This is a genomic window from Nostoc sp. (assembly GCF_036917135.1).
Taxonomy (GTDB): Bacteria; Cyanobacteriota; Cyanobacteriia; order Cyanobacteriales; family Nostocaceae; genus Nostoc.
Genome location: NZ_JBALEA010000090.1, coordinates 73,951 through 100,300, shown reverse-complemented (window position 1 = coordinate 100,300; position 26,350 = coordinate 73,951). Strand labels below are relative to the sequence as shown.

General features: G+C 42.1%; 28 protein-coding genes and 1 pseudogene. 18 read left to right on the top strand and 11 right to left on the bottom strand.

All coding sequences use genetic code 11. The features are described from left to right. Nucleotides 1-303: 303 nt before the first annotated feature. Both V7K50_RS28585 and V7K50_RS28580 read left to right on the top strand, forming a co-directional pair. Nucleotides 304-939: pseudogene (locus tag V7K50_RS28585) on the top strand (S-layer homology domain-containing protein); the annotation flags it as partial. A 494-nt stretch (nucleotides 940-1,433) separates the two neighbouring features. Beyond that, nucleotides 1,434-2,675 (top strand): S-layer homology domain-containing protein, encoded by a 1,242-nt coding sequence (locus tag V7K50_RS28580; protein WP_334966070.1) that lies wholly within the window; start codon nucleotides 1,434-1,436, stop codon nucleotides 2,673-2,675. Between the two features lie 77 nt (nucleotides 2,676-2,752). Here the strand turns inward: V7K50_RS28580 and V7K50_RS28575 are convergent, their stop codons facing one another. Next, nucleotides 2,753-4,108, bottom strand: coding sequence for a GAF domain-containing sensor histidine kinase (locus V7K50_RS28575; protein ID WP_334966068.1), 1,356 nt, complete (start codon nucleotides 4,106-4,108; stop codon nucleotides 2,753-2,755). Nucleotides 4,109-4,392: 284 nt separating this feature from the next. Between V7K50_RS28575 and V7K50_RS28570 the strand changes: the two genes are divergently transcribed. Continuing rightward, on the top strand, nucleotides 4,393-4,710 hold the full coding sequence (locus tag V7K50_RS28570) for a DUF3155 domain-containing protein (protein ID WP_041566316.1): 318 nt from the start codon (nucleotides 4,393-4,395) through the stop codon (nucleotides 4,708-4,710). A gap of 449 nt (nucleotides 4,711-5,159) precedes the next feature. Here the strand turns inward: V7K50_RS28570 and V7K50_RS28565 are convergent, their stop codons facing one another. Together V7K50_RS28565 and V7K50_RS28560 are read right to left on the bottom strand one after the other, a co-directional pair. Continuing rightward, entirely contained in the window at nucleotides 5,160-5,690 is a 531-nt protein-coding gene (locus V7K50_RS28565; protein WP_334966066.1) for a cofactor assembly of complex C subunit B, read from the bottom strand. Nucleotides 5,691-5,824: 134 nt separating this feature from the next. Continuing rightward, nucleotides 5,825-6,172, bottom strand: coding sequence for a PadR family transcriptional regulator (locus tag V7K50_RS28560; RefSeq protein WP_334802618.1), 348 nt, complete (start codon nucleotides 6,170-6,172; stop codon nucleotides 5,825-5,827). A gap of 621 nt (nucleotides 6,173-6,793) precedes the next feature. On the opposite strand from V7K50_RS28560, the gene V7K50_RS28555 reads away from it, so the two are divergent. From V7K50_RS28555 to rpsN, 5 genes are all read left to right on the top strand, one after another. Then, on the top strand, nucleotides 6,794-7,375 hold the full coding sequence (locus V7K50_RS28555) for a DUF3611 family protein (RefSeq protein ID WP_334802619.1): 582 nt from the start codon (nucleotides 6,794-6,796) through the stop codon (nucleotides 7,373-7,375). Nucleotides 7,376-7,518: 143 nt separating this feature from the next. Next, complete coding sequence (gene serS / locus V7K50_RS28550) at nucleotides 7,519-8,799, top strand: serine--tRNA ligase (protein WP_334966064.1); 1,281 nt, start codon at nucleotides 7,519-7,521, stop codon at nucleotides 8,797-8,799. Nucleotides 8,800-9,049: 250 nt separating this feature from the next. Beyond that, complete coding sequence (gene rseP / locus V7K50_RS28545) at nucleotides 9,050-10,150, top strand: RIP metalloprotease RseP (RefSeq protein WP_334966062.1); 1,101 nt, start codon at nucleotides 9,050-9,052, stop codon at nucleotides 10,148-10,150. Then, nucleotides 10,126-10,824 (top strand): endonuclease III, encoded by a 699-nt coding sequence (gene nth / locus V7K50_RS28540; RefSeq protein ID WP_334966060.1) that lies wholly within the window; start codon nucleotides 10,126-10,128, stop codon nucleotides 10,822-10,824. The genes rseP and nth overlap by 25 nt, the downstream gene beginning before the upstream one ends. A gap of 76 nt (nucleotides 10,825-10,900) precedes the next feature. Further along, nucleotides 10,901-11,203, top strand: coding sequence for a 30S ribosomal protein S14 (rpsN, locus tag V7K50_RS28535; RefSeq protein ID WP_292724399.1), 303 nt, complete (start codon nucleotides 10,901-10,903; stop codon nucleotides 11,201-11,203). Between the two features lie 61 nt (nucleotides 11,204-11,264). Here rpsN and V7K50_RS28530 read toward each other — a convergent pair whose 3' ends face one another. Continuing rightward, a complete protein-coding gene (locus tag V7K50_RS28530) occupies nucleotides 11,265-11,594 on the bottom strand; it encodes a hypothetical protein (RefSeq protein WP_012410384.1) in 330 nt (109 codons plus the stop codon). A 102-nt stretch (nucleotides 11,595-11,696) separates the two neighbouring features. Between V7K50_RS28530 and aat the strand changes: the two genes are divergently transcribed. The 6 genes from aat to V7K50_RS28500 all read left to right on the top strand — a co-directional run bounded on the left by aat (nucleotide 11,697) and on the right by V7K50_RS28500 (nucleotide 14,188). Continuing rightward, nucleotides 11,697-12,272: a leucyl/phenylalanyl-tRNA--protein transferase gene (aat, locus tag V7K50_RS28525; RefSeq protein WP_334966058.1), complete on the top strand. Its 576-nt coding sequence runs from the start codon at nucleotides 11,697-11,699 to the stop codon at nucleotides 12,270-12,272. 34 nt (nucleotides 12,273-12,306) lie between these two features. Next, complete coding sequence (locus V7K50_RS28520; protein ID WP_334966056.1) at nucleotides 12,307-12,846, top strand: GNAT family N-acetyltransferase; 540 nt, start codon at nucleotides 12,307-12,309, stop codon at nucleotides 12,844-12,846. Nucleotides 12,847-12,853: 7 nt separating this feature from the next. Next, the gene (locus V7K50_RS28515) at nucleotides 12,854-13,147 is read left to right on the top strand and encodes a DUF3349 domain-containing protein (RefSeq protein WP_334966054.1); all 294 of its coding nucleotides are present in this window, start codon (nucleotides 12,854-12,856) and stop codon (nucleotides 13,145-13,147) included. A 95-nt stretch (nucleotides 13,148-13,242) separates the two neighbouring features. Next, nucleotides 13,243-13,491: a UPF0175 family protein gene (locus V7K50_RS28510; protein ID WP_190728164.1), complete on the top strand. Its 249-nt coding sequence runs from the start codon at nucleotides 13,243-13,245 to the stop codon at nucleotides 13,489-13,491. Nucleotides 13,492-13,668: 177 nt separating this feature from the next. After that, nucleotides 13,669-13,947 carry a BrnT family toxin gene (locus V7K50_RS28505; protein ID WP_334966052.1) on the top strand — a complete coding sequence of 93 codons (279 nt, stop codon included), beginning with the start codon at nucleotides 13,669-13,671 and terminating at the stop codon, nucleotides 13,945-13,947. Continuing rightward, nucleotides 13,910-14,188, top strand: coding sequence for a BrnA antitoxin family protein (locus tag V7K50_RS28500; RefSeq protein ID WP_334966050.1), 279 nt, complete (start codon nucleotides 13,910-13,912; stop codon nucleotides 14,186-14,188). Before V7K50_RS28505 ends, V7K50_RS28500 begins: the two co-directional genes overlap by 38 nt. A gap of 15 nt (nucleotides 14,189-14,203) precedes the next feature. Here V7K50_RS28500 and V7K50_RS28495 read toward each other — a convergent pair whose 3' ends face one another. From V7K50_RS28495 to V7K50_RS28485, 3 genes are all read right to left on the bottom strand, one after another. After that, entirely contained in the window at nucleotides 14,204-14,767 is a 564-nt protein-coding gene (locus V7K50_RS28495; protein WP_334966048.1) for a Uma2 family endonuclease, read from the bottom strand. 48 nt (nucleotides 14,768-14,815) lie between these two features. Then, complete coding sequence (locus V7K50_RS28490) at nucleotides 14,816-15,517, bottom strand: hypothetical protein (protein WP_334966046.1); 702 nt, start codon at nucleotides 15,515-15,517, stop codon at nucleotides 14,816-14,818. Between the two features lie 220 nt (nucleotides 15,518-15,737). Next, a complete protein-coding gene (locus V7K50_RS28485; RefSeq protein WP_334966044.1) occupies nucleotides 15,738-16,409 on the bottom strand; it encodes a LuxR C-terminal-related transcriptional regulator in 672 nt (223 codons plus the stop codon). Nucleotides 16,410-16,510: 101 nt separating this feature from the next. Between V7K50_RS28485 and V7K50_RS28480 the strand changes: the two genes are divergently transcribed. Continuing rightward, a complete protein-coding gene (locus tag V7K50_RS28480; protein WP_334966042.1) occupies nucleotides 16,511-17,167 on the top strand; it encodes a DUF3386 domain-containing protein in 657 nt (218 codons plus the stop codon). Between the two features lie 138 nt (nucleotides 17,168-17,305). Continuing rightward, entirely contained in the window at nucleotides 17,306-17,815 is a 510-nt protein-coding gene (locus tag V7K50_RS28475; protein WP_334966040.1) for a HugZ family pyridoxamine 5'-phosphate oxidase, read from the top strand. A gap of 173 nt (nucleotides 17,816-17,988) precedes the next feature. Here V7K50_RS28475 and V7K50_RS28470 read toward each other — a convergent pair whose 3' ends face one another. Further along, entirely contained in the window at nucleotides 17,989-18,495 is a 507-nt protein-coding gene (locus tag V7K50_RS28470; protein ID WP_334966038.1) for an NINE protein, read from the bottom strand. 203 nt (nucleotides 18,496-18,698) lie between these two features. On the opposite strand from V7K50_RS28470, the gene V7K50_RS28465 reads away from it, so the two are divergent. Together V7K50_RS28465 and V7K50_RS28460 are read left to right on the top strand one after the other, a co-directional pair. After that, complete coding sequence (locus tag V7K50_RS28465) at nucleotides 18,699-20,678, top strand: primary-amine oxidase (RefSeq protein ID WP_334966036.1); 1,980 nt, start codon at nucleotides 18,699-18,701, stop codon at nucleotides 20,676-20,678. 119 nt (nucleotides 20,679-20,797) lie between these two features. Then, nucleotides 20,798-21,367, top strand: coding sequence for a peptidylprolyl isomerase (locus V7K50_RS28460; protein WP_334966034.1), 570 nt, complete (start codon nucleotides 20,798-20,800; stop codon nucleotides 21,365-21,367). Nucleotides 21,368-21,574: 207 nt separating this feature from the next. On the opposite strand, the gene mutS is transcribed toward V7K50_RS28460, so the two are convergent. The 3 genes from mutS to V7K50_RS28445 all read right to left on the bottom strand — a co-directional run bounded on the left by mutS (nucleotide 21,575) and on the right by V7K50_RS28445 (nucleotide 26,219). After that, nucleotides 21,575-24,187, bottom strand: coding sequence for a DNA mismatch repair protein MutS (mutS, locus tag V7K50_RS28455; protein ID WP_334966032.1), 2,613 nt, complete (start codon nucleotides 24,185-24,187; stop codon nucleotides 21,575-21,577). A gap of 86 nt (nucleotides 24,188-24,273) precedes the next feature. Beyond that, entirely contained in the window at nucleotides 24,274-25,011 is a 738-nt protein-coding gene (locus V7K50_RS28450) for a DUF4276 family protein (protein WP_334966030.1), read from the bottom strand. Then, entirely contained in the window at nucleotides 25,011-26,219 is a 1,209-nt protein-coding gene (locus V7K50_RS28445; protein ID WP_334966028.1) for an AAA family ATPase, read from the bottom strand. Before V7K50_RS28445 ends, V7K50_RS28450 begins: the two co-directional genes overlap by 1 nt. Between the last annotated feature and the right edge of the window lie 131 nt (nucleotides 26,220-26,350).

Below are 26,350 nucleotides of genomic sequence, written 5' to 3'. Positions count from 1 at the left end.
GACGTAAAAATTCTAAACAATATTCTCTATGCTTTTCCTGGTAAGGATGTTAATGATAGCAATAGAAACCAAAACGTTACTTATGATTATAATATCTACATGAATACCTCTAAGATAAGTGTTAAGGGTCCTCACGATATTGTTGCAGACTCAGAGTTTTTAAGTAAGCATCCCACTCTACAAAAAATATCTGGCGATTGGACGCGCCTAGATAAACAAAATCCACCAAGGCGGACTTATGTAGAGCCTAAATTGGCAGCTTTTGCTTGTGGGACAGTGAGTTATACTTTGCAAGAGGAACTCATCAAAGTGGGATGCTCTCCGCAATCTGTAGCTCAAACGGCTCAAACGGCTCAAACGACTTTCTCTGATGTTTCATCTAACTATTGGGCGGCACAATTTATTCAACAATTGTCACAGCTAGGTGTAATTGTTGGATTTCCTGATGGTAGCTTCCGTCCTGAAGAACCGGTGACACGCGCTCAATTTGCCGCGATGGTAAACAAAGCTTTCCAAAAAGCCCAGCAACGGCAGGCGATCAATTTTAGTGATGTGCCAAGCAATTATTGGGCATCCAGTGCCATTGGGCAAGCCTATAGCATTGGTTTCTTATCTGGTTATCCTGGTAATCGCTTTCAGCCTAATCAGGCTATTCCCCGCGAGCAGGTTTTGGTTTCCCTAGCCAACGGTCTGGGATATACTCCTGGCGGTAATACTAAAAGCACTCTGCAACACTTCAACGATGCCTCTAATATCGCTAGCTATGCCCGTAGCCCGATCGCAGCAGCAACTGAAAAGCAAATTGTGGTGAACTATCCGAATGTAAAGTTACTGAATCCAACTGCAAATGCTACTCGCGCCCAGGTAGCAGCTTTTATCTACCAAGCATTGGTTAGTTCTAATCAAGCCTCGGCAATTAACTCGCCTTATGTCGTGTCAAACTTCAGCAATTAACTCGCCATATTGAATTTAATCATTTTACATAGGCGATCGCCACTTTAACTATAGTGGGCGATCGCATTTATTTTTAACCCTAAAAAATCTATTTTATAGCAACTATTTTATCTCTGTATCGTCTGACTCTGGATCTATATTTATGGGAATACTTATTTAAGTAGGTAGGCACAAATAAACGTAACTATGTAACGAAAAGTAAAAGAGGTGAAAACCTTGCGATTGCTTCACTCCACTCCGTTGCATTCGCAATGACATAGTTATAAATTTTCTCGCCCACCTACTTAATTATGTAAAGAGATAATAGGGTAATTACACTACTTCTATTACCTACTTTTTTTACGGATATCTTTTGATTATCGCCGTATTACTAAAGTAATGGTTTTTACTAAAAGCAGAAATAATTGGGAACCTAATACTTCAGTAAATGTCTAATTAATTAACAGTAAAAAAAAATAATCTCACTGGATTAAAAAATAATGTTTAACTTAAATCGTTGGCAATCTCCAACATCTGCACTTATGGCTTTGAGCGTCACAGTCGCTACTGTAGCGCCCTTCATTACAGCTTTGCCATCTTTAGCTCAAACTACTTTTTCTGATGTTTCATCTAACTATTGGGCGGCACAATTTATTCAACAATTGTCTCAAAGAGGTGTAATTGCCGGATTTCCTGATGGTAGCTTCCGCCCTGAAGAACCGGTAACACGCGCTCAATTTGCCGCGATGGTCAACAAAGCTTTCCAAAAAGCACAGGAACGGCAAACAATCAATTTTACTGATGTGCCCAGCAACTATTGGGCATCCAGTGCTATTGGGCAAGCGTATACCATTGGTTTCTTATCTGGTTATCCTGGTAATCGCTTTGAGCCTAACCAAGCTATTCCCCGTGAGCAAGTTTTGGTTTCCCTCGCCAACGGTCTGGGATATACTCCTGGCGGCAATACCGAAAGCACTCTGCAATACTTCAACGATGGTTCTAACATCGCTAGCTATGCCCGTAGCCCGATCGCAGCAGCAACTGAAAAGCAAATTGTGGTGAACTATCCTAATGTCAAGTTCCTGAATCCAACTGCAACTGCTACTCGCGCCCAGGTAGCAGCTTTTATCTACCAAGCATTGGTTAGTTCTAATCAAGCCTCAGCAATTAACTCGCCTTATGTCGTGGCTGTCGGTTCTACTACCCCAACATCTGCATCAGTCACAATTGCCCAAGGGACTGCTATTCCTGTGAAATATGACAAAGCACAAAAAATTCTGGTAACAAAGGACGAAACAGCGCCTTTGACACTGACAGTATCTCAAAACGTGGTTACGCAAGACGGATCTGTAGTGATTCCGGCTGGTAGTCAAGTTATTGGTCAACTCAAACCTGCTATAGGCGGTTCTCAATTCGTTGCCGAAAAACTGGTTTTGACTACAGGCCAAGAGTATCAGCTCAACGCTACATCTGAAGTGATTACCAAAACTGAAAGAGTCAACAACGGTACTAGTACTGGTTCAATTATCAAGGATACTGTATTGGGTGCAGGTGCAGCTGCTGCGGTCTCTGCTGTCACAGGCGATCGCGCCATTGCCACAGAAGAAGTCTTGGGTGGTGCTGGTATCGGTGCCTTGATTGGTCTATTCTTCGGTAAGAAGAGTGTTGACTTAATCGCTATTGACCCAAATACCGATTTACAAATGACAATCAATCAGAATTTGTTGGTTTCACTTAAATAGTTAGGAGTGAGAAGTTATGAGTTAGAAGTTAGGAGTGAGGAGTTATGAATTGAAAACTCCTCACTCCTAACTCATAACTAATTTCCAACTTCCGGCAACCAAATAATAAAGGTAGTCCCCGGCGCATCGGCTGAAGTTAGCTTGGAGTTGATTGCAGGGCTGAAAATCTCGATTTCGCCCTGCATAAGTTCTATTAATTGTTTAGCGATCGCTAACCCCAAACCTGTGCCGGGGATTTCTGTTTGCGCTTGTACACCCCGATAATGCCGTTCCCCAAGATGTTCTAAATCCTGGGGTGGAATACCAGGCCCGTTGTCACTGATGATAATTCCCTGAAAATTAGCTTTTTCTGCCCCCGCCTGGATCAAAATTTTGCCCCCAGTGGGAGTATATTTCAATGCATTATCAATAATGTTAGTCAATACCTCTCGTAATGCTTTGACATTGGCACGTACTAGGGATGAATTCTGTTGAATTTCAGTTATGAGTTTTAGCTTTCGCTCTTGGGCGATCGCTTTGGCTGATATTAATAATGGTTCTAATATATCTGCTAGGGAGCAGTCAACTGCTTTATCTCCCGTTCCTGGCAATAATAGTGGCGGTTTAGCGGATTTTTGAATAGTTGCTTCGACAAATACTTCATCTTCTGCCAGATTTAATGGTGCTAAATCTACCTCTGTAAAGTCAATTACTTGCTCAAATTGTTGCAGCAATTCTTGGAGGCGATCGCTTTCCCGCACAATACTACTTGCTACATCTCGGTTAGCGTCTGCTGGTCGTAGTCGCTTCAATAGCAGTTTACCAAAAGTCCGCAACGCCGTTAATGGATTACGAAACTGATGCAACAGGTTATCCAGCAAGTCGCGCTGTTTTTCTTGAAGAATTTGTTGCTCACGCAACTGCTGTTCAAACCATGCTCGGCGCTGATCTAAAATACAAGCGATCGCCAGTGTTTGGGCTATCCGTTGAATCTGACTTTCCTCATGTTCATTCCATGCCCGGTCTTTCCTACCCGTCACCAGTAACCCCATCATCACACCTTCATAGACCAGAGGTAAAACAATTTGGTTGCCACTAAGTAGGTATTCCTCTTTTAGATGAGGTTGAGAAGCATCTGGTATTTCCGACTCCCGTGGCGAGGTTGGAGATTCTGACCCTGCTGTTAATAATCTTCTCTGATCGTTGGGTAATATAAAGGCGTTTCCAATTTGAAGTTGCTTGTATGTTGTCACCTCAGCAGTTTCATCCCCTGGCGGCAATAATGCTGTTTCTGGATAAATCACCACAGGAATAAGTTTTGCATCGCCGGAAGCAGTTTCTACCAACTCTTGTGTTAAGTACACAATACTTAAAGTTGCTCCCAGCCCCTGGGTTAGCAGCGCTATTTGCTCTCGACACAGAGCAAGAAAATCGGAACTGGCAGACATTAACATTTTTAGCTTTTGCTCAAGATTATAGATTTTGAGGCATGATGTAAGAGAGGATACTTAATTTTTACCTCACTCATTTAATAAAGCTTAACTAAAATTTTCTTAGAGATGGTTTCTACCGAGGGATTATATTCTTAGGTGATTTTGTTTTGTCTAGCTTCAAAGATATTAACTTTCTTATATTAAAAGGTTAAAAACTATTGATATTTTGAACTAGAACCTATATAATGACGACGGATTTTGTAGCTATTACTACAATCTATAGCTTGAAAGAGGAGGACAATAAATTGGCAAGGAGACGTAAAAGGAAGAGTCGCCGTCGTCAAGAAGGACGGCGAATTTTGGAACATGTGCCTCAATATAGCATCGAGAGTGGCGAAGAAAAGCCTGTGACAGCAGCGAGAAGATTCATTCAAGCTGAAGGTATTTTGCCACCGGCGTTGCTACTCGTAAAACGAAACGAACACACAACAGATCGTTATTTCTGGGCAGAAAAGGGACTGTTTGGTGCTCAATACGTAGAGGAAAACCATTTCTTGTTTCCTAGTTTGAGGGTGTTAGAACCTTCACCAGGTCAAGAACCTCTTGCCTTAGCTAGTCGGTGAACCATAAATGGTCATCTTAGGCATTGAATGTGGCTCCTGACTATAATTAACTGGCAAAATTGCTAAGTTTATGCAAAATTTAATTTTTTTTTAGTTTGTAGCTGATTGCCAGTAAATCTAGTCCAGGTAGTTGGAAAGTAAACTTGTCTCAAACCACGCTAGATTGCATGGGTTGATACTATTTTGATGATGCAGAAGGGATTGGGTATAGAGCCAAGCGCCTTCAAAAGCGCTAGTGAAATTGCGCTCTGATGCCGTAGATTGTTAGGGAAGCTCTGTCAACAGATTTAAGTTAATGAATTTAAATTTTTTCCCCACGACTTGTATCGTGGGGAAGATTGACAAAGCAGCAGTCTTGATTTCCTCCTTCCTACTTTCCATTGCCTAAAGAGTAGGTTAGGTCAGAAGTCTGCATCTCATAGTTAAAAGATGGTCATAAAAAGCAACAATTATTTCCCAGGCTTTAGCTGTAGAGTCCTCTGTAACTCACTGAGTTCATCTCGATGGGCGGCTACAGTGATCTTACTTGAGCAGGTTTGTTCGCTCTGAGTTGTTTCTACTTTGAGCGACACCTTCTCAAGTCTTCCAGATTTTTGCCAATAAAATAGACCACTTAAAGGCGACAACACTACCATAGCCAGAACAAGGGTACTAAGGCTAGGAAAAAGCAGGGATATAACCAGAGATAGACAAATAATCCCAGTCGCTGCCAGTAAAGTTAGAAATATCGCTAAGAACCAGCTAGGGCGAACATTACCTTCAAAAGTCACCTGGTTTTGTTCTCGGTTTACCGCTGCCACTCGGTAAGACCGCGATCGAAAATACTCTCTTAATTGAGACATTAAAGCAGCTTCATCTTGCTCAGATACCAGTTGCGCTATTTCTGTGCGGTCTTTAGTCGAGGCACGAATAAAGAAAAACAGCCCAACCGATAACAACAAGGTTAGCAGAAACGTAGATGGCAGAATAGCAGTATCCATAACTAATTGTTAGTGTTTGACTGGAGGAGACTTATTCATTATCAATTATTCGTTATACCAATTTGAACAATGATTGCGACAAATGGAGTGCTAAAAAGCGATTACCAGGGACTTATCCAAAATCCAAAATGGTATTACTTTGTCCTCCCATTAATGTAGTCTTGCCAAAGAAAAGCTAAATCCTGTCCTTGAACTTGCCATTCGGGAGAAACTTGGTACATCCGCCTGGGGCGTCCCCGTCCTTCGAGTTTCTTCCAATATCCAGTGATTGCCCTTTGGTCTTCCAGAAATTTGATTGCACTGTAAAGTACGGTATCTGAAAGCCGATAGATGGGATATTCAGTTTCTAATTGCTCGATCAACTCGGTTCCGTAGGATTCACCTTGTAATAAAACAGACAGTATGTAACAAACTGCTAGTTCCTGACAAAGGTAAGTTGGCGGAGGATTCTCAAAAAATTGATATATATCCTCAAGTTTCATGGTTAGTGAATGGCTAAAAAAATGCCTTAGGGTAAGGTCTACAATCCTTGTAGTCAGTATACACTGCTACTGGTAAGTCAGTAATATAGATCAAGCTACTTAGACTAGATATCCATTGCGTAAACACCAAATAATTACCCACGCCGATAAAGTTGTGGGACGAGTTTGGGAGTTTTAGGGGCACAAAATAGTGTACCCCGACTCAAGCTCGATACGGTGTGGTGAGGAGCGAACAGACAGTGGCGAACTCACTATCTTGGTGTCAAGTGATGCCGAACTGATTAGAACCGCTTAAGCAATAAAATGCCATCGAAGAAATTTTACAGGTAAAATGCTATTTTGTCTGTAAATGTTAATAAACACTTTTTTTTACAGTGATTTTCCCAATGCAAATTCTCCAAGCTTAGGCTATGGAATATGTCTGGGTTAAAGCTCCTACGTCAGTGGAAACACTTAAGTAGTAACTATTACTAATTTCCTCGACAAGAGAATCTCTTGTCTGTTATGGCAAGTGTGATAGTAAATTTATCAAAGAAGACCCAAAGACGGGGGAAAGAAAACCTGACTTTTCACGTTGTCCCCGCGTCCCTTAATTAAGCGCCCAGCTGGTGATCACTAACTATGTCACAAACTCCCGATGCCCCATCATCTTCCTCAACTCTTAGGGCAATTGCCCAAACTTTTCGTCTTACAGGTTGGATTAGCTTCTGGATTCAGCTAGTACTAGGCGTTGTTTCTAGCATAATTGTGCTGCTGTTCGCCGTCTTTAATCAAAAAACTGGCAGTCCTAGTAATAATCCGGGGACTGGCTTTGGTGTGTTTTTAGCAATTTGTGGACTGGTTGTTTTGGGTGGGGGCATTTATTTAGCTTACCGTTACACTAGAATTGGCAAGCAATTGGAATCCTCTAATGCCAGCAACCGCCCTCGGAAAAGCGAGACTGTGCAAGTATTACGCTTAGGGGTGTGGGTGAATTTAGGGGGAACGCTGGTGACTCTTTTGGGGGCGCAAGCGATCGTTGGAACGCTGGTAGCAAGATCCATATCGCCTCAAGCGATAACTACCCAATTTTTTGACCCCACCCGAATTATTAGCGGTCTAGATATGCTTGTAGTACAGGCAAACACCAACACTGTCTCAGCCCATTTTGCCGGGCTTGTGGCGTCACTTTGGCTACTCAATCGCATTAACAAACCACAATAAGCAATTAAAAATTAAAATTGAGACTGATTTTTCAAACAAACTTTGTTTTTGCAGTCACAGGAAACCGAAATTAATATATGCTGGATGCTTGTGTGTTAACTGTCTTGACAAGAAGATAATAGGCTAAAAACTGAGAAAAATCTGTGCTGGATATCAAGCAAATACGGGAAAATCCGCAATTAGTTCAAGAACGATTGAATAGTCGTAGTGGTAAATACGACATTGAACCGATATTACAGTTAGATCGTCAACAACGGGAACTTGAGGGAAGGCGTAGTCAACTCCAAGCCCGTAGCAACGAAATCGGTAAATTAGTTGGGCAAAAGATTAAATCTGGGATCAGTCCTCAAGACTCAGAAATTCAAGCTTTGCGGGATGAAGGTAACTCTGTCAAAGCTACGTTGAGTGAACTGGAACCCCAGGAAAAAGAACTCAAAGCTGAAATTATCCAACTTGTGTTGGCACTTCCCAATTTACCAAGCGACTCTACACCCATTGGTAAGAATGAGGAAGATAACGTAGAAGTGCGCCGTTGGGGTGATGAGTACATTCCCCAAAATCCAAATATTCTCCCTCACTGGGAAATTGGCGAAAAGCTAGGTATTCTCAATGTTGAACGGGCTGTCAAAGTTGCCCAAAGTCGATTTGTGACATTGATAGGCGCTGGTGCGGCATTGGAGAGGGCATTAATTCAATTTATGCTGTCTCTCCATACTCAAGCTGGGTATGTGGAAGTGAGTCCGCCTCTGTTAGTGAATACTGAGTCTTTGACGGCGACCGGTCAGTTACCTAAGTTTGCTGAAGAAAGCTTTAAATGCGCTGATGACGATTTGTGGCTGATTCCGACGGCGGAAGTTCCAGTTACAAATCTCTATCGGGGTGAAATTCTCGCTGCTGAAGATTTACCTATCTACCACTGCGCTTTTACTCCCTGTTTTCGCCGCGAAGCTGGTAGCTATGGGCGTGATATGCGAGGATTAATTCGCCTGCATCAGTTCAACAAGGTGGAAATGGTGAAATTTGTCGAACCCAGTACTTCTTTTGATGAACTGGAAAAATTAGTGGGTAATGCAGAAGCAATTTTACAGGCGTTGCAGTTGCCTTATAGAGTAGTAAATTTAAGTACTGGAGATTTGGGATTTGCCTCTACCAAAACTTATGATTTAGAGGTTTGGTTGCCCTCTTCTGGTAAATACCGCGAAATTTCTAGCTGTTCTAATACTATAGATTTCCAGGCGCGACGGGCTGATATTCGTTTTAAGGAAGCGGGGAAGAAAGGTACTCAGTTCGTACATACTCTGAATGGTTCGGGTTTGGCGGTGGGACGGACAATGGCAGCAATTTTGGAGAATTATCAACAACCTGATGGAACGGTGAGGATACCAGAAGTGTTGAAACCTTATTTAGGGCGGGAAGTTTTGTAATTTGTCATTAGGGATTTCCAGGAAAACGAACCACAGAGGCGCAGAGGGCACAGAGAGATGAAGAAGAGAGAGATGAGGAAGAGAGAGATGAGGAAGAGAGAGGATTATTGGATGAGATTTTTGGATGTTTTTTAATTTGGAAGTTCCTTAGTCTTTAGTCCTTGGTCTTTTACTAATGCCCAATGCCCAATACTCAATGCCCAATTAGAATGGAGATAACCATATCTTAATATCTTCACTAATTTAGTTTATGTCAGTTTTAGCAGCGATCGCAGTCTTGGCTGTTTTGATCTTGGTACACGAGTTGGGACATTTTGTTGCAGCACGTTCTCAAGGTATTCTCGTTAACCGTTTTTCTTTGGGTTTTGGCCCAGTTCTTCTTAAGTACCAAGGTTCACAAACCGAATATGCTATCCGCGCTTTTCCCTTGGGCGGCTTTGTCGGCTTCCCGGATGATGACCCCGATAGCGATATTCCACCCAATGACCCAAATCTACTGCGTAACCGTCCAGTTTTAGACAGAGCGATCGTTATCAGTGCCGGAGTAATCGCCAATTTAATATTTGCCTACTTGGTGTTGGCTCTGCAATTGGGTATTGTTGGTATTCCCAAGGAATTAAACTATAAAGCTGGTGTCGCCGTACAGCCTGTTAATCAAGAATCTGTTGCCTATCAAGCAGGAATTCGGGAAGGAGATATTATTCTGGCTGTGAACGGTCAAGAACTCCCGGCTTCTGAAAAGTCAACTCCTTTGCTGACAAAAGAAATTCAAACTCATCCTAATCAGCAAATCGAAGTGAAAATTCTGCGTGAAAACCAACAACAAACCCTGAAATTAACACCAAAATTGGGAGCCGATGGCAAAGGTGTAGTTGGTGTGGCACTCAGTCCAAATGCTACAGCAGTTTATCGCCGTCCTAATAGTCCTTTGGAAATTTTCGGCATTGCTGCTAATAGATTTCAACAATTATTTGTTGGAACTCTGAGCGGGTTCGGACAGTTAATTACCAATTTTCAACAAACTGCTGGACAAGTTTCTGGGCCAGTTAATATTGTCAAAATAGGTGCAAAATTAGCTGAGGATAATAGTGTGAATCTGTTGTCTTTTGCCGCAATTATCAGCATTAACTTGGCTGTTATCAACATTTTGCCTTTACCAGCTTTGGATGGCGGACAACTTGCTTTTCTGCTGATTGAAGGTTTGCGCGGTAAGCCTGTACCTGCACGCATTCAAGAAGGTGTAATGCAAACCGGTTTGGTGTTACTCTTAGGGTTAGGAATTTTTCTGATCGTCAAAGAAACTACTCAATTAACTAGCCAATTGGAATGGGTGCAAAGATTGTTCCAGTGAAAATAGGGAGTACGGAAAAGAAACTTTTACCTTTAAGGAAGCGATCGCTAGAAATTTTAGCTCGTCTGAAGCGTCTTTATCCAGATGCTACTTGCTCTTTGAACTACTCAACGCCTGTACAATTGTTAGTGGCAACGATTCTCTCTGCTCAATGTACTGATGAACGGGTAAATAAAGTTACGCCAGCTTTATTTGGGAAGTTTCCTGATGCTGCGAGTTTAGCGATCGCTGACTTGGTAGAATTAGAAAGTTTGGTGCATTCCACAGGATTTTATCGCAATAAAGCGAAGAACATTCAAGCCGCCTGTCGGATGATTGTCACTGAATTTAACTCTGTTGTCCCCAACCAAATGGAACAGTTGTTAAAGCTTCCAGGTGTGGCGCGGAAGACAGCAAATGTAGTCTTGGCTCATGCCTATGGCATTAATGCTGGCGTGACGGTAGATACTCACGTCAAGCGTCTGTGCCAACGTTTGGGTTTAACCCAAGCAAAAGAACCCGTTCGGATTGAGCAAGATTTAATGGGTTTATTGCCTCAGCCTGATTGGGAAAATTGGTCAATTCGGCTGATTTATCATGGTCGTGCTATTTGTAAAGCCCGCTCTCCCGTCTGCGTTGCTTGTGAGCTTGCCGATTTATGTCCTGCTGCTAATCAGCCAGTGGTTGTAGGATAAGCGACACAAGTAACCACAGAATTGATGGATAGACTGTAGAATGGGGAATGGTGTCTTTAAATAAGTTAGAGAATATATGGCAAAAAAGAGCTTGATTGAGCGCGAGAAAAAGCGCACCAGATTGATAGAAAAGTATGCTGACAAGCGCGAAGCTCTTTTAGAAGAGTTCAGAAGTGCAGCATCTCCTCTGGATAAGCTGGAAATCCACCGGAAGATTCAACAGCTACCCCGGAATAGTGCGCCCACCCGTCACCGCAACCGTTGCTGGTTGACTGGTCGTTCTAGAGGTGTTTACCGGGATTTTGGGTTGTCTCGGAACGTGCTGCGGGAATGGGCACATGAAGGTCTTTTACCTGGAGTTGTTAAGTCTAGTTGGTAGTTAAAAGTCATTGGTCATTAGTCATTAGTCATTGGTAAATAACAAAGGACTAATGACAAAATTATTGACCACAACATTTATCAATTCCCAGACTTTCTAAGAGTAGATCGCTGACGGCGTTAGCGATCGCAAACTCTCCATAAAAGCTATTGGAAAAATCATAGGACTGCATTTCTGTGACAATGGCAATTACCAAAGAACCAAGGTCATTTTCTCCTTCCATCCGTTGACGCACAAAAATCTGTGCGGCTCGTTGGGCAATATTTTGGTTTACTGCTTCGGGGATAAATTCTGTATCTAGCCACCGTTGTAAACGCTCTCGTAACCATTCACCTTCGAGTAACGGATTTTCAGGCGGTGGTAGGGTGATGGGTGGAATTGGTTGAGTCATCTTTTTTTTAACGCAGAGGGACGCGGAGGGAAACGCAGAGGAACGCTGAGGTTGACTGTTAGTATCAAATTGCGTTTCTCTAGTGTTTTTTTATATTTATCTATGCAATATGATATCGCCGCTATTGTTGAGGGCTATGCACAAGGCTATTTTCTCATGGCTGATGAGCGCGATCGCCTGAGTTGGTACGGAAGTCGCGATCGAACTTTGATTCCTTTGGATGAACGGTTTCGCTACCCCAAGTCTTTGCAGCGCGTGATCAATCAAGAGCGGTTTGCTGTGGCGATTAATCGTGATTTTGAGGCTGTGGTGGCTGGGTGTGCTGACAGAGACACAACTTGGATTTCACCGGAATTACGAGAGATTTATTTGCTACTTTACCAGAATGGTTATGCTTATAGTTTTGAAACTTGGCAGGGTGACGAATTAGCTGGGGGAATTTTAGGGATTGTCATTGGTGGCGCTTTCATTGGCGAGTCGATGTTTTACCGCATTCCTGAAGGTTCAAAAGTAGCGATGGTAAAGTTGGTGGAAAGATTGCGTCAGAGGGAATTTGTATTTTTTGATGCCCAAATGATGAATCCTCATTTGGAGAGATTTGGCGCTTATCGAGTTGAGGATGAAGAATATCAAATACTACTTCAGCAAGCGTTGCAATGTCGTTGTTCTTTGATATAAAGGCTGACAGACTTTTTAACACAGTTTTTCGCTGTTGTCTAAGGGAATTTTTCATATAAAAACTAGCTATACAGAAAAAATAAGGTTATTTGAGCTAGCCATATCTAAATTAAGAAATTACACTGAATTAAAAAAGATTATATTTTGTTATTCTGAACTAATAAAACTCTGTAAGAAGAACATGATTTTGATAAAATTTAAGTTTAACGGCGAAAATCTTATTTTTAAAGAAGTATCTAATGAATATGAGCAAGGAATGCTAGTATATGGACTTTTTAGGTATGATGGTACTCGTTTAGGTACAAGTATCTGCAATCCTAATAAATATAAGGGTGATGCTTGGTATCTAGATAATATTTCAATTTTCCCTGAATTTGAAAGGAAAGGCTATGGCAGTAAATTATTAGAAATAACTTGCCAAATTCTCTGGGAAATTAAGAAGATAGATATTGTTTTAGAAAGACCAGGAGATAATGTTGCTCCTGACGGTTTTGATCGTAAAAAGTGGTATGAAAAACATGGTTTTGAATCAGCCCCTGGAGCATTGACTTTTATGTTTCGTAAATCTACATAGTTGAATTATGCAGAAGACAGCCCCAGCCCATTTAGCAAGCACTTATCAGTTGATTCAGTGTGCTTTTACCCAAGGCATTGATGAGCAGAGATATTTACCAATGCTTTCAATACTCTACACAAATATGTCCGATCGCAGTTTAGCTCAAGTTATTGCTGATTATACGGGCAAAGATTACCACATTGTCCTAAATGATGTCTATCGAGTTGGGTCAATGACGACTTTTTCAGATGAGATCATTGATTCGGTTAAGCAAAAGCTGATGAGTTGCAACTACGAAAAGTGGTTGGCAGATGAGTAATGAAGCGATCGCAGTCTAACAAAGCTACTGCACCGTAACGTAGTTTGAGGTTTCTTGGGCTACCCTAAAGTTATAATTGGTAAACTAGCCTTGCCATGAGTGTTGTAATCTCAGACGAAATTCTACAAGCATCTCAGCTTACCCCAAGCGAGTTTTGTCAAGAAATTGCGCTGTTCCTATTCCAGACAGGACGCTTAACGATAGGCTACGCCAGTCAGTTAGCGGATATGCAACCCAACACCTTTCGCCAACTCCTCAAGCAGCGAAACATCCCTCTCTACTCCTACGACGTTGAGGACTTTGAATTGGATTTGAAAAATCTGCGAGAGCTTGGAAGGCTGTGATTATTATCAGCGATACGTCGGCAATCACAAATTTGGCAGCAATTCAACACTTGCAACTTCTGCCTCAACTTTGGATAGGGCGATGTCTACGACGGGCTACGCCTACGCAGGATTTATCATTCATCTGAAATAAGCGATAATGGACTTAACTATTTGTGTATTGTTCATTAAGCCTTCATGCAGTTTGAGTGGGACGAAACAAAAAATCTTGAAAATATTCGTAAACATCGAATTGATTTTGCAGATGTCCCCGGAATGTTTGATAATTCCATGCTGATTGAGCTTGATGAGCGTTTTGATTATGGCGAAGATCGCTGGATCGGAATCGGCTTTTTAGGCAACGGTGTGGCGGTTGTCGTTTGGACAGAACGACAGAACAACATAGTCCGCATTATCTCAGCACGAAGGGCAAACCGATATGAGCGCCAACGACTTGAACAATACCTCACATACTGATTGGGCTGCATTAGAGGCGATGACAGATGAGGAAATTGATTACTCAGACATTCCACCCTTGAGTGATGAGTTTTTTGAAAATGCCACGCTGAGAATTCCGGCAACACGAGCCAGTGACTTGATTGAGTTAGATTCGGAAGTAATAACGTGGTTTCGTAAACAAGGTGCAGAGTACAAAACACTGATTAACTCAGTTTTGCGCCGTTACATTCAAAACAGTGGCGATCGAGGCGCGGGCTAGCGATCGCAAAAACAATTAATCCAGCAACCAACTAAATAAACCTTCTACTGTTAAACTGAAATCTTTAGCTAATTCTGGCACTGGTAACTGTGTTCCTAGTTCTTCGTAAAAAGTGGTTGGTTGATCTGGCAAGTAGACAAAGACGGATTGTTCTTTAGGATCAATCAGCCATCCCATAAGAGTTCCATACTTTAGGCAATGCAGAATATTTTTGGTAACTTTAGTTTGACTTTGATCGGGAGATAGAATTTCAATTGTCCAATCTGGGGCAATTGAGAAAACGTTAGCAATCCCACCATTTTCTTTACGGGGAATTCTATCCCACATAAACACAGAAATGTCAGGTACAATTGAGCGATCGCCAAAGGTACAGCGAAGCTCACAGAAAGCCCGTGCAATCTGTTTGGGTTTTACTACCAAGTTAATTGCAGGTGCTAACTCGGTCTGAATGGCGCTGTGTTCTCCTTGTGGCATCGGTTTTTGGATGATCCGCCCATCAATGTATTCACTGGCCGGTTCTGTCTCTGACAGTTCCAGGAATTCACTTAGAGTCAGGGATTTAGCAGGGATCTGTACCATTTCAGGTTGCTGTCAAAAACTCATTATTCATCATCAAGATGTTAGAGATTACTTGCACATTTGCAACGTGCGGCGATCGCTAGCAGTGATAGAATTTAAGCGATAAAAGTCTTGCAGAGCCAGTGAGTAAGCATAAGAATTTGACTCATCATCATTAACCTTGGGCAGTCTATTGGTTGTAGCTACCTGATTCGACTGCTCAGAACTGGCTTCATTTGACGAAGTATTAACCGTCATCGCCAACTCTCCTGATGGGTTGATTGTACCCTGAAAACAATTCAACTCTGATTGGGGCATATACAATGCACCGGTTACCTTGTCCTGCCGCTTTTGAAATATGATATAACCTTGACCAAGCTGGTTTGGTTTTTGGGATTGACCATAGAGGTAAATCCCATCTTTTACAGGAAAACTGGCTTTTGGTAAAACTTCTGCGCCTTTTGTGGCTCCCTGATCACCTGGAACCATTGCTGTGGTTGTAGATATTGTTTTTCCGCTCTTATGGGAAAAAATCTCTCTATCTCCAGAAGCCGCATTAAGTTGACTTCTTTGCTCTCGAACTTTTCTGAGTTGCGACAAAAGAGAGTTTTCGGAGGTTTTGTGAATCTGAGCCGATGATAATCGAGAGTCTGTAACTGATACTACTTGAGTTTGCTTGGCTAGAAAGCCCAAACCGAGAAGTAAGCCTAAGCCCGCGAGGGAAATTGCCCACTTACGGGGGGATAATAACTGATGAAGGTTGTTAAGCACCCTACTTCTCCTGTTAAAAAACTAACTAAGTTCTCTAGAACTTACTTAAATGATCACCAAGTCTTAATTGTTAAAGACTTATATTACTATTGTCCAAAAAAGAAAACTGTCAAAAACTAAAGTTTTTATTTAATTTAGTCCAACGATTTTATAGCAATCCTATTTGATTTGCAAATACCGAGAGGCTAAGATCCCCGACTTCTTCAAGAAGTCGGGGATCTTATGAAACTTGTATATCTTGTAGCTTTGCCACCATTTCTGCACGCGCCGAAACCTTCAACTTCCGAAACATTCTCTTCAAAGCTTGTTTGACGGAATTTTGCGTAATCCAAAGTTTTTCCCCAATTTCCGCATTGGTTAACCCCTGGGCCACCAACTCGGCAATTTGTAACTCACGGGCTGTTAAAGGACTTACTAAAAGGGTATTGGATATTTTTGGTCTTGCCCGTAGAGTCGCCATTTTTGCTGACAAATGAATGCATAAAGCGCTCAAGTCGGCTAAATCGTTGCCATTAAAGGCCGGATTTCCCTTGTCACGAGCCAAGTTAAGCGTTCCGACAAGATGACCATCGCAAACAATTGGTCCAGTCATTACGTGTTCGTGATCCGAACGCGAGCAAAAATGCTTCCAATCTCCTGGTGATAATAATAACTGCTCATGAGCGGGAGCATGACGCTCAACCACGTAGCGCCCCACTGGATTGCTCTCTAAGCAGACTGCGGGAATGCCTGGAACATTAATATCAGTGCTTGGCTCGTCATCTAGGAAATAAATACCCCAATTTTGCACGCGAAAATGCTCGCCAATTTGATCCGTGAGAGCTAGTCTTAATTCTTGCTCATTTTGGACATTGGCGATCGCATGAAATACGGCGTGGAGAGAATTAGCCATAAGTGTACCCAGTTGGGGACTATCCAAGCCTCAACAATTACTTCTATGCTAGTACCAATAAAACTAAAACGCTAATTTACAGTAGCGACTAGGAGAAGCACATGACAGTTACACAACTCTCTGCTCAGGAACTTTTCCGGGCTGCTTATGAAAACCGCTATACTTGGGACAAGAATTTTCCCGGTTATACCGCAAATATTACCTTTAAGCATGACGATAAAGTGTTTACAGGCAACGTTATCATCAACGCCAATCTCAAAGCCGAAGTTTTGGATGTAGATGATGAGTCAGCCCAAAAAGCAATTCATGGTCAAGCATGGGAAATAGCAATTCATCGCATCCGCCGCAGCTTTGAAGACACTCACAGCGCCAACACCTTTAGCTATGGCAAAACTGACGGAACTGGCGCGGTTGAGCTTTTAATGGGTGGTAAGGCTGAGGGTGATAAATACAAAGTCCGCAATAATGAAGTATGTCATGTTCACCGTCTAATCCACGGTACTTTTGTGACCATTGACACCTTCACCAGTCATGACACTGGGGAAGGCTACCTGTCACACAGCTATGACTCTGTGTACCATGACCCGAAAACTGGGGAACAAAAGGGCGGTAGAAGCGAATTTATTGATGAGTATGAAAAGGTGGGTGACTATTTCATCCTAAATCGTCGGGAGATTCGCACCGAAACAGCAGGACAAATTTCTACTCAGGAATTTATCTTCTCTGACATTAAATTGTTGGAACCTGTTGCTGCTTAAATTGGATTTGTAATCTAACAATTAGCGTCGGCGGGCTGCGCCTACGCTTTTATTTTTGAGCATTCTATGGGGCCTAGACATCGCTCAATCACGTTACGATACTTAATTAGGTCTTCCTAATCGAGCGGTAATTTACTTATGAGTCAACTTGAAAACATTCAAGCTGAGTACGAAAAATTTCCTGAAGCATTCGAGAGTGTAATCATTAGCACCGTGAGCGCCCAGGCAATACCCAATGCTAGTTATGCTCCCTTTGTAATGGATGATTGTAAGAATATCTACATTTATGTCAGTGGTCTTTCGACTCATACCAAAAATCTTAATGCCAATCCTCATGTTAGTGTCTTGTTTATCGAGGATGAAGCTAAGAGTAATCTAATTTTTGCCCGTCGTCGTTTGAGTTTTGATTGTACAGCAACTTTGATCGAGCGTGAAACTGACAAGTGGAATCAAATTGTTGAGCAATTTAAAGGGCACTTTGGTCAATTTATCGAGGTTTTGCGAGGCTTGTCTGACTTTCGGATTTTCCAACTAACTCCCAGTGAAGGTCGTTTTGTAATTGGTTTTGGGGGAGCGTATCAAATCAGTGGTGATAATCTCCATCGACTTGTTCAGATTACAGGAGATGCCGACAAAAAGTCAGAATGAATTATAAATTAGTTTGAGTTATATATAAATTAAATATGGAATAGCTTATAGCATATCAATATTTACTAGGACTTACGCAAAACTGCACGCTGTAGGGGCAATTCATGAATTGCCCCTACCTAAAAATCAGGGTTTTAGCTATTGTTTGCGTAAGTCCTGTTTACTTCTAAACCTTACACATCAAAGTGATAACGGATAGCTCCAGTATTTGGATCATTGTTGATCTCAGCGTACCCTATCTTCGTTGCCTCTTGAAGCAACTCTTTCAGATGCTCTGATTCTAGCTCAGTATACATAGCCGCTTGAGCAATGGAAAGTTGCCCATTATGTTCCTTTGCAGCTTTGAGCAGTTTCTGCATTGGACTACCTGTAGATAAAGGTTGTGGCTGTATCCCTTGTAATTGTTGAAGTTGGGGAATATCACCAATGTTCAATGTAATTGATTGATTAACACTGGGGGTTCCACTACCCTGTAACCCACGCAGATAAAGATTTCGCTGGTCAACCATACCAGGAATGAGAGCCAAATCGATTAGTTGACCAATCCCAAAAAAACCAATTGTGAAGAAATATATCAAACCACTAGTAACCTGTCCGGTGTAGAATCTTTGCCCACCACAGATACCAAAGAAGCACAAACACCAAAGAATGTATGCGACACTTGAATTTGCTTGCTGCATGACAGTGTACTCCAATTTTCTATGAATACCTGTATACAGTGTTCCCAGGTTTGAATGTAAACCTAACAATTGATTAGACTGATGGGTTTTATGATTAGGGATACTCTTAGAAAATTAATTTGGCATTAGTTTATTAATCTATCGGTTTCTCAGCTATTGCTTAGAAATAAATAACTATACGTTTGTTGGAATAATGTAAAGGGATGATTAAGAGGCTACGTCTTTTTTGGATAGCTATTGCTCTTATTTTCGCCATTTCTATCTCACTCGGATTAATGGAAAAATTGACGGCTCAACAGGCTTCGATTTCCCATCCTCTGACTTCGCTAACTGAGGCAGAAATTAGTACAGCCGTTTCGGTCATCAAAAGAGAAAAAACTTTGAGTGAAATGGCAGCTTTCCCACTGATTGCTTTACAAGAACCAGATAAACAAGAAGTTTTGAAATTTACACCTGGTAAAGCCTTTGGGCGAAAAGTTTTCTTAGTAATCTATGAGCGATCGCAAAACAAAACATTTGAGGGAATTGTTGATCTAACAAGCAAAACCTTAAGTTCTTGGAAAGAAATACCTTCTGTTCAACCTGCGATCGTCAATCCCGAATATGAACTAGCAACTAAGGTAGTTAAAGCCGATCCTCAATGGCAAAAAGCGATGCAAAGGCGGGGAATTACCGATTTTGAGCAAGTCAAAATTAGTTGGTGGGCGCCAGGAATCCTGAGTCAACAGGAAGAAGCAACAGGTAATCGTCTTTGTCGGGGATTATCTTACTACAAAGGCAAAGCCTGGAACTATTACGGTAGTCCCATTGAAGGAGTGGTAGCAACGGTAAATTTGAACACGGGTAAAATTGCCAGTTTTGTTGACAAAGGAAACATACCTTTCTCTAAAGAAAATTGGAACTACGATGTCAAGTCCTTGGGCAAATTACTTTCACCACTGAAAGCATTGAAGATTCTCCAACCTAATGGTCAAAGTTTCCAGATTAAAGACAATGAAATTAGCTGGCAAGGTTGGAAGTTTCGCTATTCAATGCATCCTCGTAATGCATTAATGCTGTACCAAGTGACGTACAAAGACGGGGAAAATATTCGACCAGTTTTATACCGCGCTAGCCTCTCAGAAATGGTAGTACCTTATGGCGATCCTGAGCCTACTTGGTCATTTAGAAATGCCTTTGATGTTGGAGAATACAACTTAGGTTTACTAGCAAATACGATGGAATTGGGTAAGGAAATTCCCGAAAATGGCTTGTTGCTAAATGCTGTATTTGCTAATGAGCAGGGAGAACCTTATAAAATACCAGGGGTTATCGGTATCTACGAGCGCGATAACGGAATGCTTTGGAAGCATTATGAGTATAATACTCAGCGTAATGATGTCCGTCGGAATCGAGAATTAGTGATGTCGATGACTGCGGCTATTGACAACTATGATTACAGCATCAATTGGATCTTTCACCAGGATGGGACTTTGGAAGTCCAAAATGAGTTAACAGGTATCGTGCTGGCGCAGGGAACGGCTGCTCAAAAGCAATCTGAGGATGATTCTCACGGTAGGTTAATTGCTAAGAATATCTTCGGAGTAAATCATCAGCACTTTTTCAACTATCGCCTAGATTTCGATGTCGATGGGCAAGCTAATTCTGTGATGGAAATGAACGTGAAAGCTTTGCCGATGGGTGAGAAAAATCCATTAGGAAATGCGATCGCACTTTCAGAAACCCCACTCACAAAAGAAACGGTGGCTGTGCGCGATTTGGATCTCAAAAGCAGTCGGGAGTGGATGATTGTTAGTGCAGACAAAAAGAATCCTCTCGGTGCTGCACCTGGATATATGCTGATGCCTGGTGGAAACTCCATGTTTTTACCCGTGGAAGGCTCGAAAATCCGTCAACGGGCAGAATTTGCGAATCATCACGTCTGGGTAACAAAATATAAACCTAGTGAACTTTATGCTGGCGGCGATTATCCTAACCAAACTCAACCGGGGCAGGGTTTACCAAAATATATTGCAGATGATGAAGCCTTGATGGGTGAAGATATCGTACTGTGGTACACAATGGGCGTAACTCATATTCCGCGATCGGAAGATTGGCCGGTGATGCCTGTTCACCGAGTTGGCTTTCAGCTAGTCCCTAGAGGATTCTTTAGCCGGAATCCCGCGATCAATTTGCCAGAGTAAAATATTGGTTTTCTAAAGTTTCCTTGGTTCAGTTTTTTCATAATCTGTGAACCTGTAACTTGAATGCTGATAAGCTTATCTTAGGTCAAATACTTGCACTTGTTAAAATAGGATACCTCATGAGTTTTCCAGAAATTAATATTCCCGGTGATGGCAAGCTGCACGCTCGTTTAATTACTTCCTTGGGTGAAATTGTAGTTCGTTTGGAGGAAGAACGAACTCCTAATACCGTGAAAAATTTTGTCGGTCTAGCAACTGGAACAATCGACTGGAAAGACCCTAAAACTGGTGAATCTAGTAAGGGGACTCCAGCTTACGATGGGGTTCGCTTTCACCGAGTCATCCCTGATTTTATGATTCAGTGTGGCGATCCTCTGAGTCGTTATCTAGATACAGCCAGCCGATGGGGTACTGGTGGCCCGGGATATCAATTTGAGGATGAGTTTCATCCTGAATTGAGACACACTGGTGCAGGTATCCTGTCGATGGCTAATGCTGGACGCGGTACTAATGGTTCGCAATGGTTTATTACAGAAGCCCCAACACCTCACCTTGACAACAAACACAGTGTTTTTGGTGAAGTTGTCGAAGGTCTAGATATAGTCAACAAGATCGCTAATGTGCCTACGACTAGAGATCGTCCAAATCAAGAAGTGGTGTTACAAAAAGTAGAAATTTTTCGGAAGTAATTAACACCTCGGTTTGTAGTAAGCACTTTAGTGCTTAGAAAATAAGGACTAAAGTCCTTACTACGAACTTGCTTATACAATTTATTTGTGAGGCCGCACCAAATTTCCTTTCTTTCTTTGTGTCCTTCTCTGACGAGACGCTGCGCGAATGCGCCCTTTGCGGTTCGTTCCTCATGTAGTTTGGCGCACCTTCATACAGAATTGGTATTACCCATCGAGATTTTGCAGCCCCATCGCAATTTTACTGTGTTTTTCAATTTGCCCCATGACTTGTTTTGCCCGTTGAATAACTACGGCTGGTAAACCCGCCAATCTTCCCGCTTCAATTCCATAAGATTTATCAGCGCCTCCTGGTTGGACTTGGTGCAAAAAGATAATTTGGTCGGGTAATTCTTTCACCGTCACCTGATAGTTAGCCACATTCGGTATAATGCTAGCCAGTTCATTTAATTCATGATAGTGAGTAGCAAAAATTGTGCGTGAGCGAATATCCACTGCGATATATTCCGCCACCGCCCAAGCTATGGAAAGACCATCAAATGTTGCTGTCCCACGACCAATTTCATCTAACAATACCAACGATCTAGATGTAGCATGGTTAAGAATATTTGCAGTTTCATTCATCTCCACCATGAAGGTAGATTGACCAGTTGCAAGATCATCTACTGCACCAACACGCGTAAAAATGCGATCGCATATTCCCAATCTAGCAAACCTCGCTGGTACAAAACTCCCAATTTGCGCCATTAACTGAATCAATCCCACCTGACGCAAATAACAACTTTTGCCACTGGCATTTGGCCCAGTCAGAATAATTAAGTCAGGTGCGGGGAAACTCTTCTCCTTCCCCTCTGCGTCCTCTGCGCCTCTGTGGTTCGTTTCCTCACTTCCCAATTGCGTCGAATTCGGCACAAAAAATCCCGCCGGTAAAGACTGTTCCACCACCGGATGACGACCATCAACAATGTTAATCTCCCTTCCTGGCAACATTTCGGGACGACAGTAACCTTGATGCACCGCCAACTCAGCCAAACCACACAACACATCCGCCGCCGCCACTGCACGAGACAGATTGCGAATTACTTCCGCCTCTTGTGCTACCTCTTCTCGCAACGCCGTAAAAATCTCATATTCCAACTGATTTAAATCATCTCGCGCCGTCAAAATTCGGGCTTCCCGTTCCTTCAAATCTGGAGTGATGTAACGTTCCTCATTGGTCAAGGTTTGCTTGCGGATATAATTAGCGGGTACTTGGTCAGCTTTGCTGCGGGAAATACTGATATAATAACCAAAGGTTTTATTAAATCCTACCTTCAGTGTCGAAATTCCTGTCTTGGCTCTCTCATCAACTTCCAAGTTGGCAATCCATTGCTGGTCTGCTTCTACAGTCGCCTTTCTCTCATCCAACAGGGGATTTACGCTAGGGCGAATTAATCCGCCTTCTTTAATTAGTATGGGTGGCGACTCTACAAGATGTGCGTGTAACTTTTGTGCTAATTCTTCCAACACACTTGGGACTTTTTGCAAAGCTTTCAGGAAAGGAGAACGCGTCTCAACGACTAAATTGGATAATTCCGGTAAGCGTGAGAGGGAATCTGCCAAAGCTACTAAATCTCTAGCATTAGCTGTACCAGAACCCGCCCTTCCTGTAAGTCGTTCCAAATCATAAATTTGGCGTAATAACTGCCGCAAATCTTGACGCAGGGGCGTATTTTCCATCAATTCTTGGATGGTATCAAGACGGGCCCGAATACCTTTAATATCGAGTAGCGGTTGCAACAACCACCGCCGCAAAGCCCGCCCACCCATAGCTGTACTCGTTTTATCTAACGCCCAGAGTAGGGAACCGTGAAAAGTGCCATCCCGGACGGTTTGGGTAATTTCTAAGTTACGGCGAGTTTGATTGTCAACTATTAGGTAGTCGGTGACAGTGTAGCTGCGGAGTCTTTGAAGAGTGACAGGGTTTTCTTTTTGGGTATCTTCCAGGTATTCTAAAAGACCACCAGCCGCACGGACAGCGAGGGGAAGATGATCGCAACCGAGTCCTTCGAGCGATCGCACCTTAAATTTCTGCAATAATCTAGGTCTAGCTTCACCTTGGGAAAAGGGAAGTTGCGATCGCAAACTATAACAAAATGATGGTGGCAAACACTGGGGAAGATGGGGCGAAGTTTCTCCTGGACGCAGCAAGCTACCCAAATCGGGCGCATTTGTTGGAACTAACACCTCTGAAGGTTGCAAGCGCATTAATTCTTGTGTCAAATGTTCTAAATCACTACCTTGAGTGGTGAGAAATTCACCTGTAGAGATGTCTGCATAAGCTAAACCCCAATGATTTGCGGCAATTACTACTGCTGCTAAGTAATTATTGCGACTGGATTTGAGCATTCCCTCTTCTAGCAAAGTACCGGGGGTAAGAATGCGCGTTACTTCCCGCCGTACCAATCTCCCAGCAGCTTCCGAAGAATCTTCCACTTGGTCGCAAATTACCACTGCATAGCCTTTTTCTACCAGCATCGTGGTGTAGCGTTCCCAAGCGTGATGGGGAACACCAGACATCGCCACTCGTCCTTGTTCCCCAGCTTGCTTACTAGTGAGAACTAATTCTAATTCTTGCGCTAGTTTTACAGCATCTTGGAAATAGCATTCAAAGAAATCTCCTACCCGATACAGCAATACCGCGTGAGGATATTTATCCTTCGTCTCGACATAGTGCAGGTACATTTGACTTAGCTTACTGCGGTCTACCTGTAAATGGTCGGAAATAAAAGTACTTGCGTCGGGTTTGGTAGATGGAGTTTCAGAGTGAGAAGCGGTCATAGATGCTATTGGGGTATGCGCGGAAATTCCACAATATCCGATGATAACGTGATGTGAAAGTTGAATAGCGATCGCTCAAGGTTTTTTTACGCTTGGCTGGGGTTGTTGGTTGATACATCCATTTTTGCTGTTAGTGTGGTGAACAGGCGATCGCAGTATGGCGAAGCTTGACGAACCCTAGCTACATTCAACAATGCTAAAAGCTTCGGAGCGTGTGTCCTTTTAGTTCTTTTTTCATACTTGCCATTTTTTGAATGACGGGTAGCTGTCTTTAACTGGATATACAAGGTTTCTTTAGAAATTTGCTCTACATTCTGATATTGTGCCATCAAACGTTCAATTCCATCTTCCCTAAATCCCTCCCCATAAAACTCTCTTAAAGCATCAATATCAGCAATAAACCATGCTTCCATTGTTTGCACCATCAGTTGGCACTGCTCATCGTCAAAATTAACTGCATCTAAAATCCAAGGATGATCTTCTGTTCTACTTGTCAGATGTTCCCAAGGTGTAATAGTGGAATCAACTGGAGATTCAGCATCAATTAATAAAACATTGAAAGCTTCTGGTTGAGACTCTAAAGCCGTTTTAAAATCTTCATAAGCATCACGCCTTGATCCACACATAACGATAAATATTTTAATGTTTTCACCAGCAATATCATATAGCTCTTGAAAAAATTTTATAAAACCTGGGCGTAGTCCAGTTGTGGTTTCTTTTCCACTTCTGATCCCGCTACGAAAACCTGGGGCGTGGTCTGGTCTGAGTAGCAGTTCAGTATCATCTTCATCTCCAGCACCCTCAATGTAAATGTATATCTTCATTACCAACGATTTCCACCAATTTGCCCCATACGCCAGAGATCACCAAGAGTATACTTTTCTAACCATTTTTTCAATCTCTCAGGTTCCTGACGATGGAAGTGGCTGCCTTTTTTATCTCGTTCACAAACTATGACTGATTCGGGATATTCACTCAAAGCAGAAACTAAAGAATCGGAATGAGTGGTGACAATTAGTTGTGTTCTCTGAGACGCTTCAATGAGCATTTCTGCAATAGTCGCTAAAATATCTGGATGTAAACCAATCTCTGGTTCTTCAAGACAAATAAGTGGTGGTGGAGTTGGATCAAGTAGTATAGCCATTAAAAATAAATAACGAAGTGTACCATCAGATAAACGATTTGCGGGAATTGGTTGAATAAGACCTTCTTCACGAATAAATATCTGTACTGTACCTCCATATATTCTCACACTCAGTTCTTCGGCTGGTTCATAAAATTTTTTCAGTTTTTCAATAATTCTCCTATTACCTATTTGGTGTTGTAAATTGTTTAACACTAAACCGAGATTACTCCCATCTTCTAGTAGAGGATGTTCGGGTAAGTCAGTTTTTTGAGCATTCCTTGGTTCTGAATATCGCCCCATCTGCCAGTGACGATATAAAGCAATATTAGAAAATTCTGTGCTGAGATAAGAGAGTTCTGGATACAAGTCTGGATCTTTTCTTTGAGATAAAACTGACTGATCTGGAATCAAATCTTCTCGGCGAAGAGTACGAGTACGTTGAACTATTGTTTTTAAATCTTCGTCTAATTTATTAATATTTAAAATGGGACGACCATTTTGATAACGATAGTAAAAATAGACATCACTTTGACCTTGATATCTTTCTTCATTTTCTACAGCTTCGTCCACTAACTCTAGTCTTTGACCAATCGAAGTTAAGTTTACATAGTAGCGCAAATTCTGGGGTCTTTGAGGGTAATCTAAAGTAGCTTCTATTTTGGCTACTGGATTTTCCTGTCCGCCCTTCCACAAAAACTCACTAATCCCTCCTCCTTGCCGAAATGGGGCGGGTAAGTCTGTCGGTGTTGCTTTTAGAATTCCAATTGCTTCAATTAAATTCGATTTACCTGAAGTGTTAGCACCAATTAAGACATTGAGCGGTTGCAGTTCAATTTCTTCACCTTCACTTCCATAGGAGAGGAAGTTTTCTAATCGCAGAGTGCGGATAAATCTTTTACCTTCCATTAGGTTCTCCTATTTAGTTAATTATCTATATTCTATTAATGTCATAGGTGCTATAAGACTCCTGACTGATTTCGGAACAAGATTTCAAATGAAACCCTGATAAAACGGGCTTTTCAGTCCCAAGATGTTTT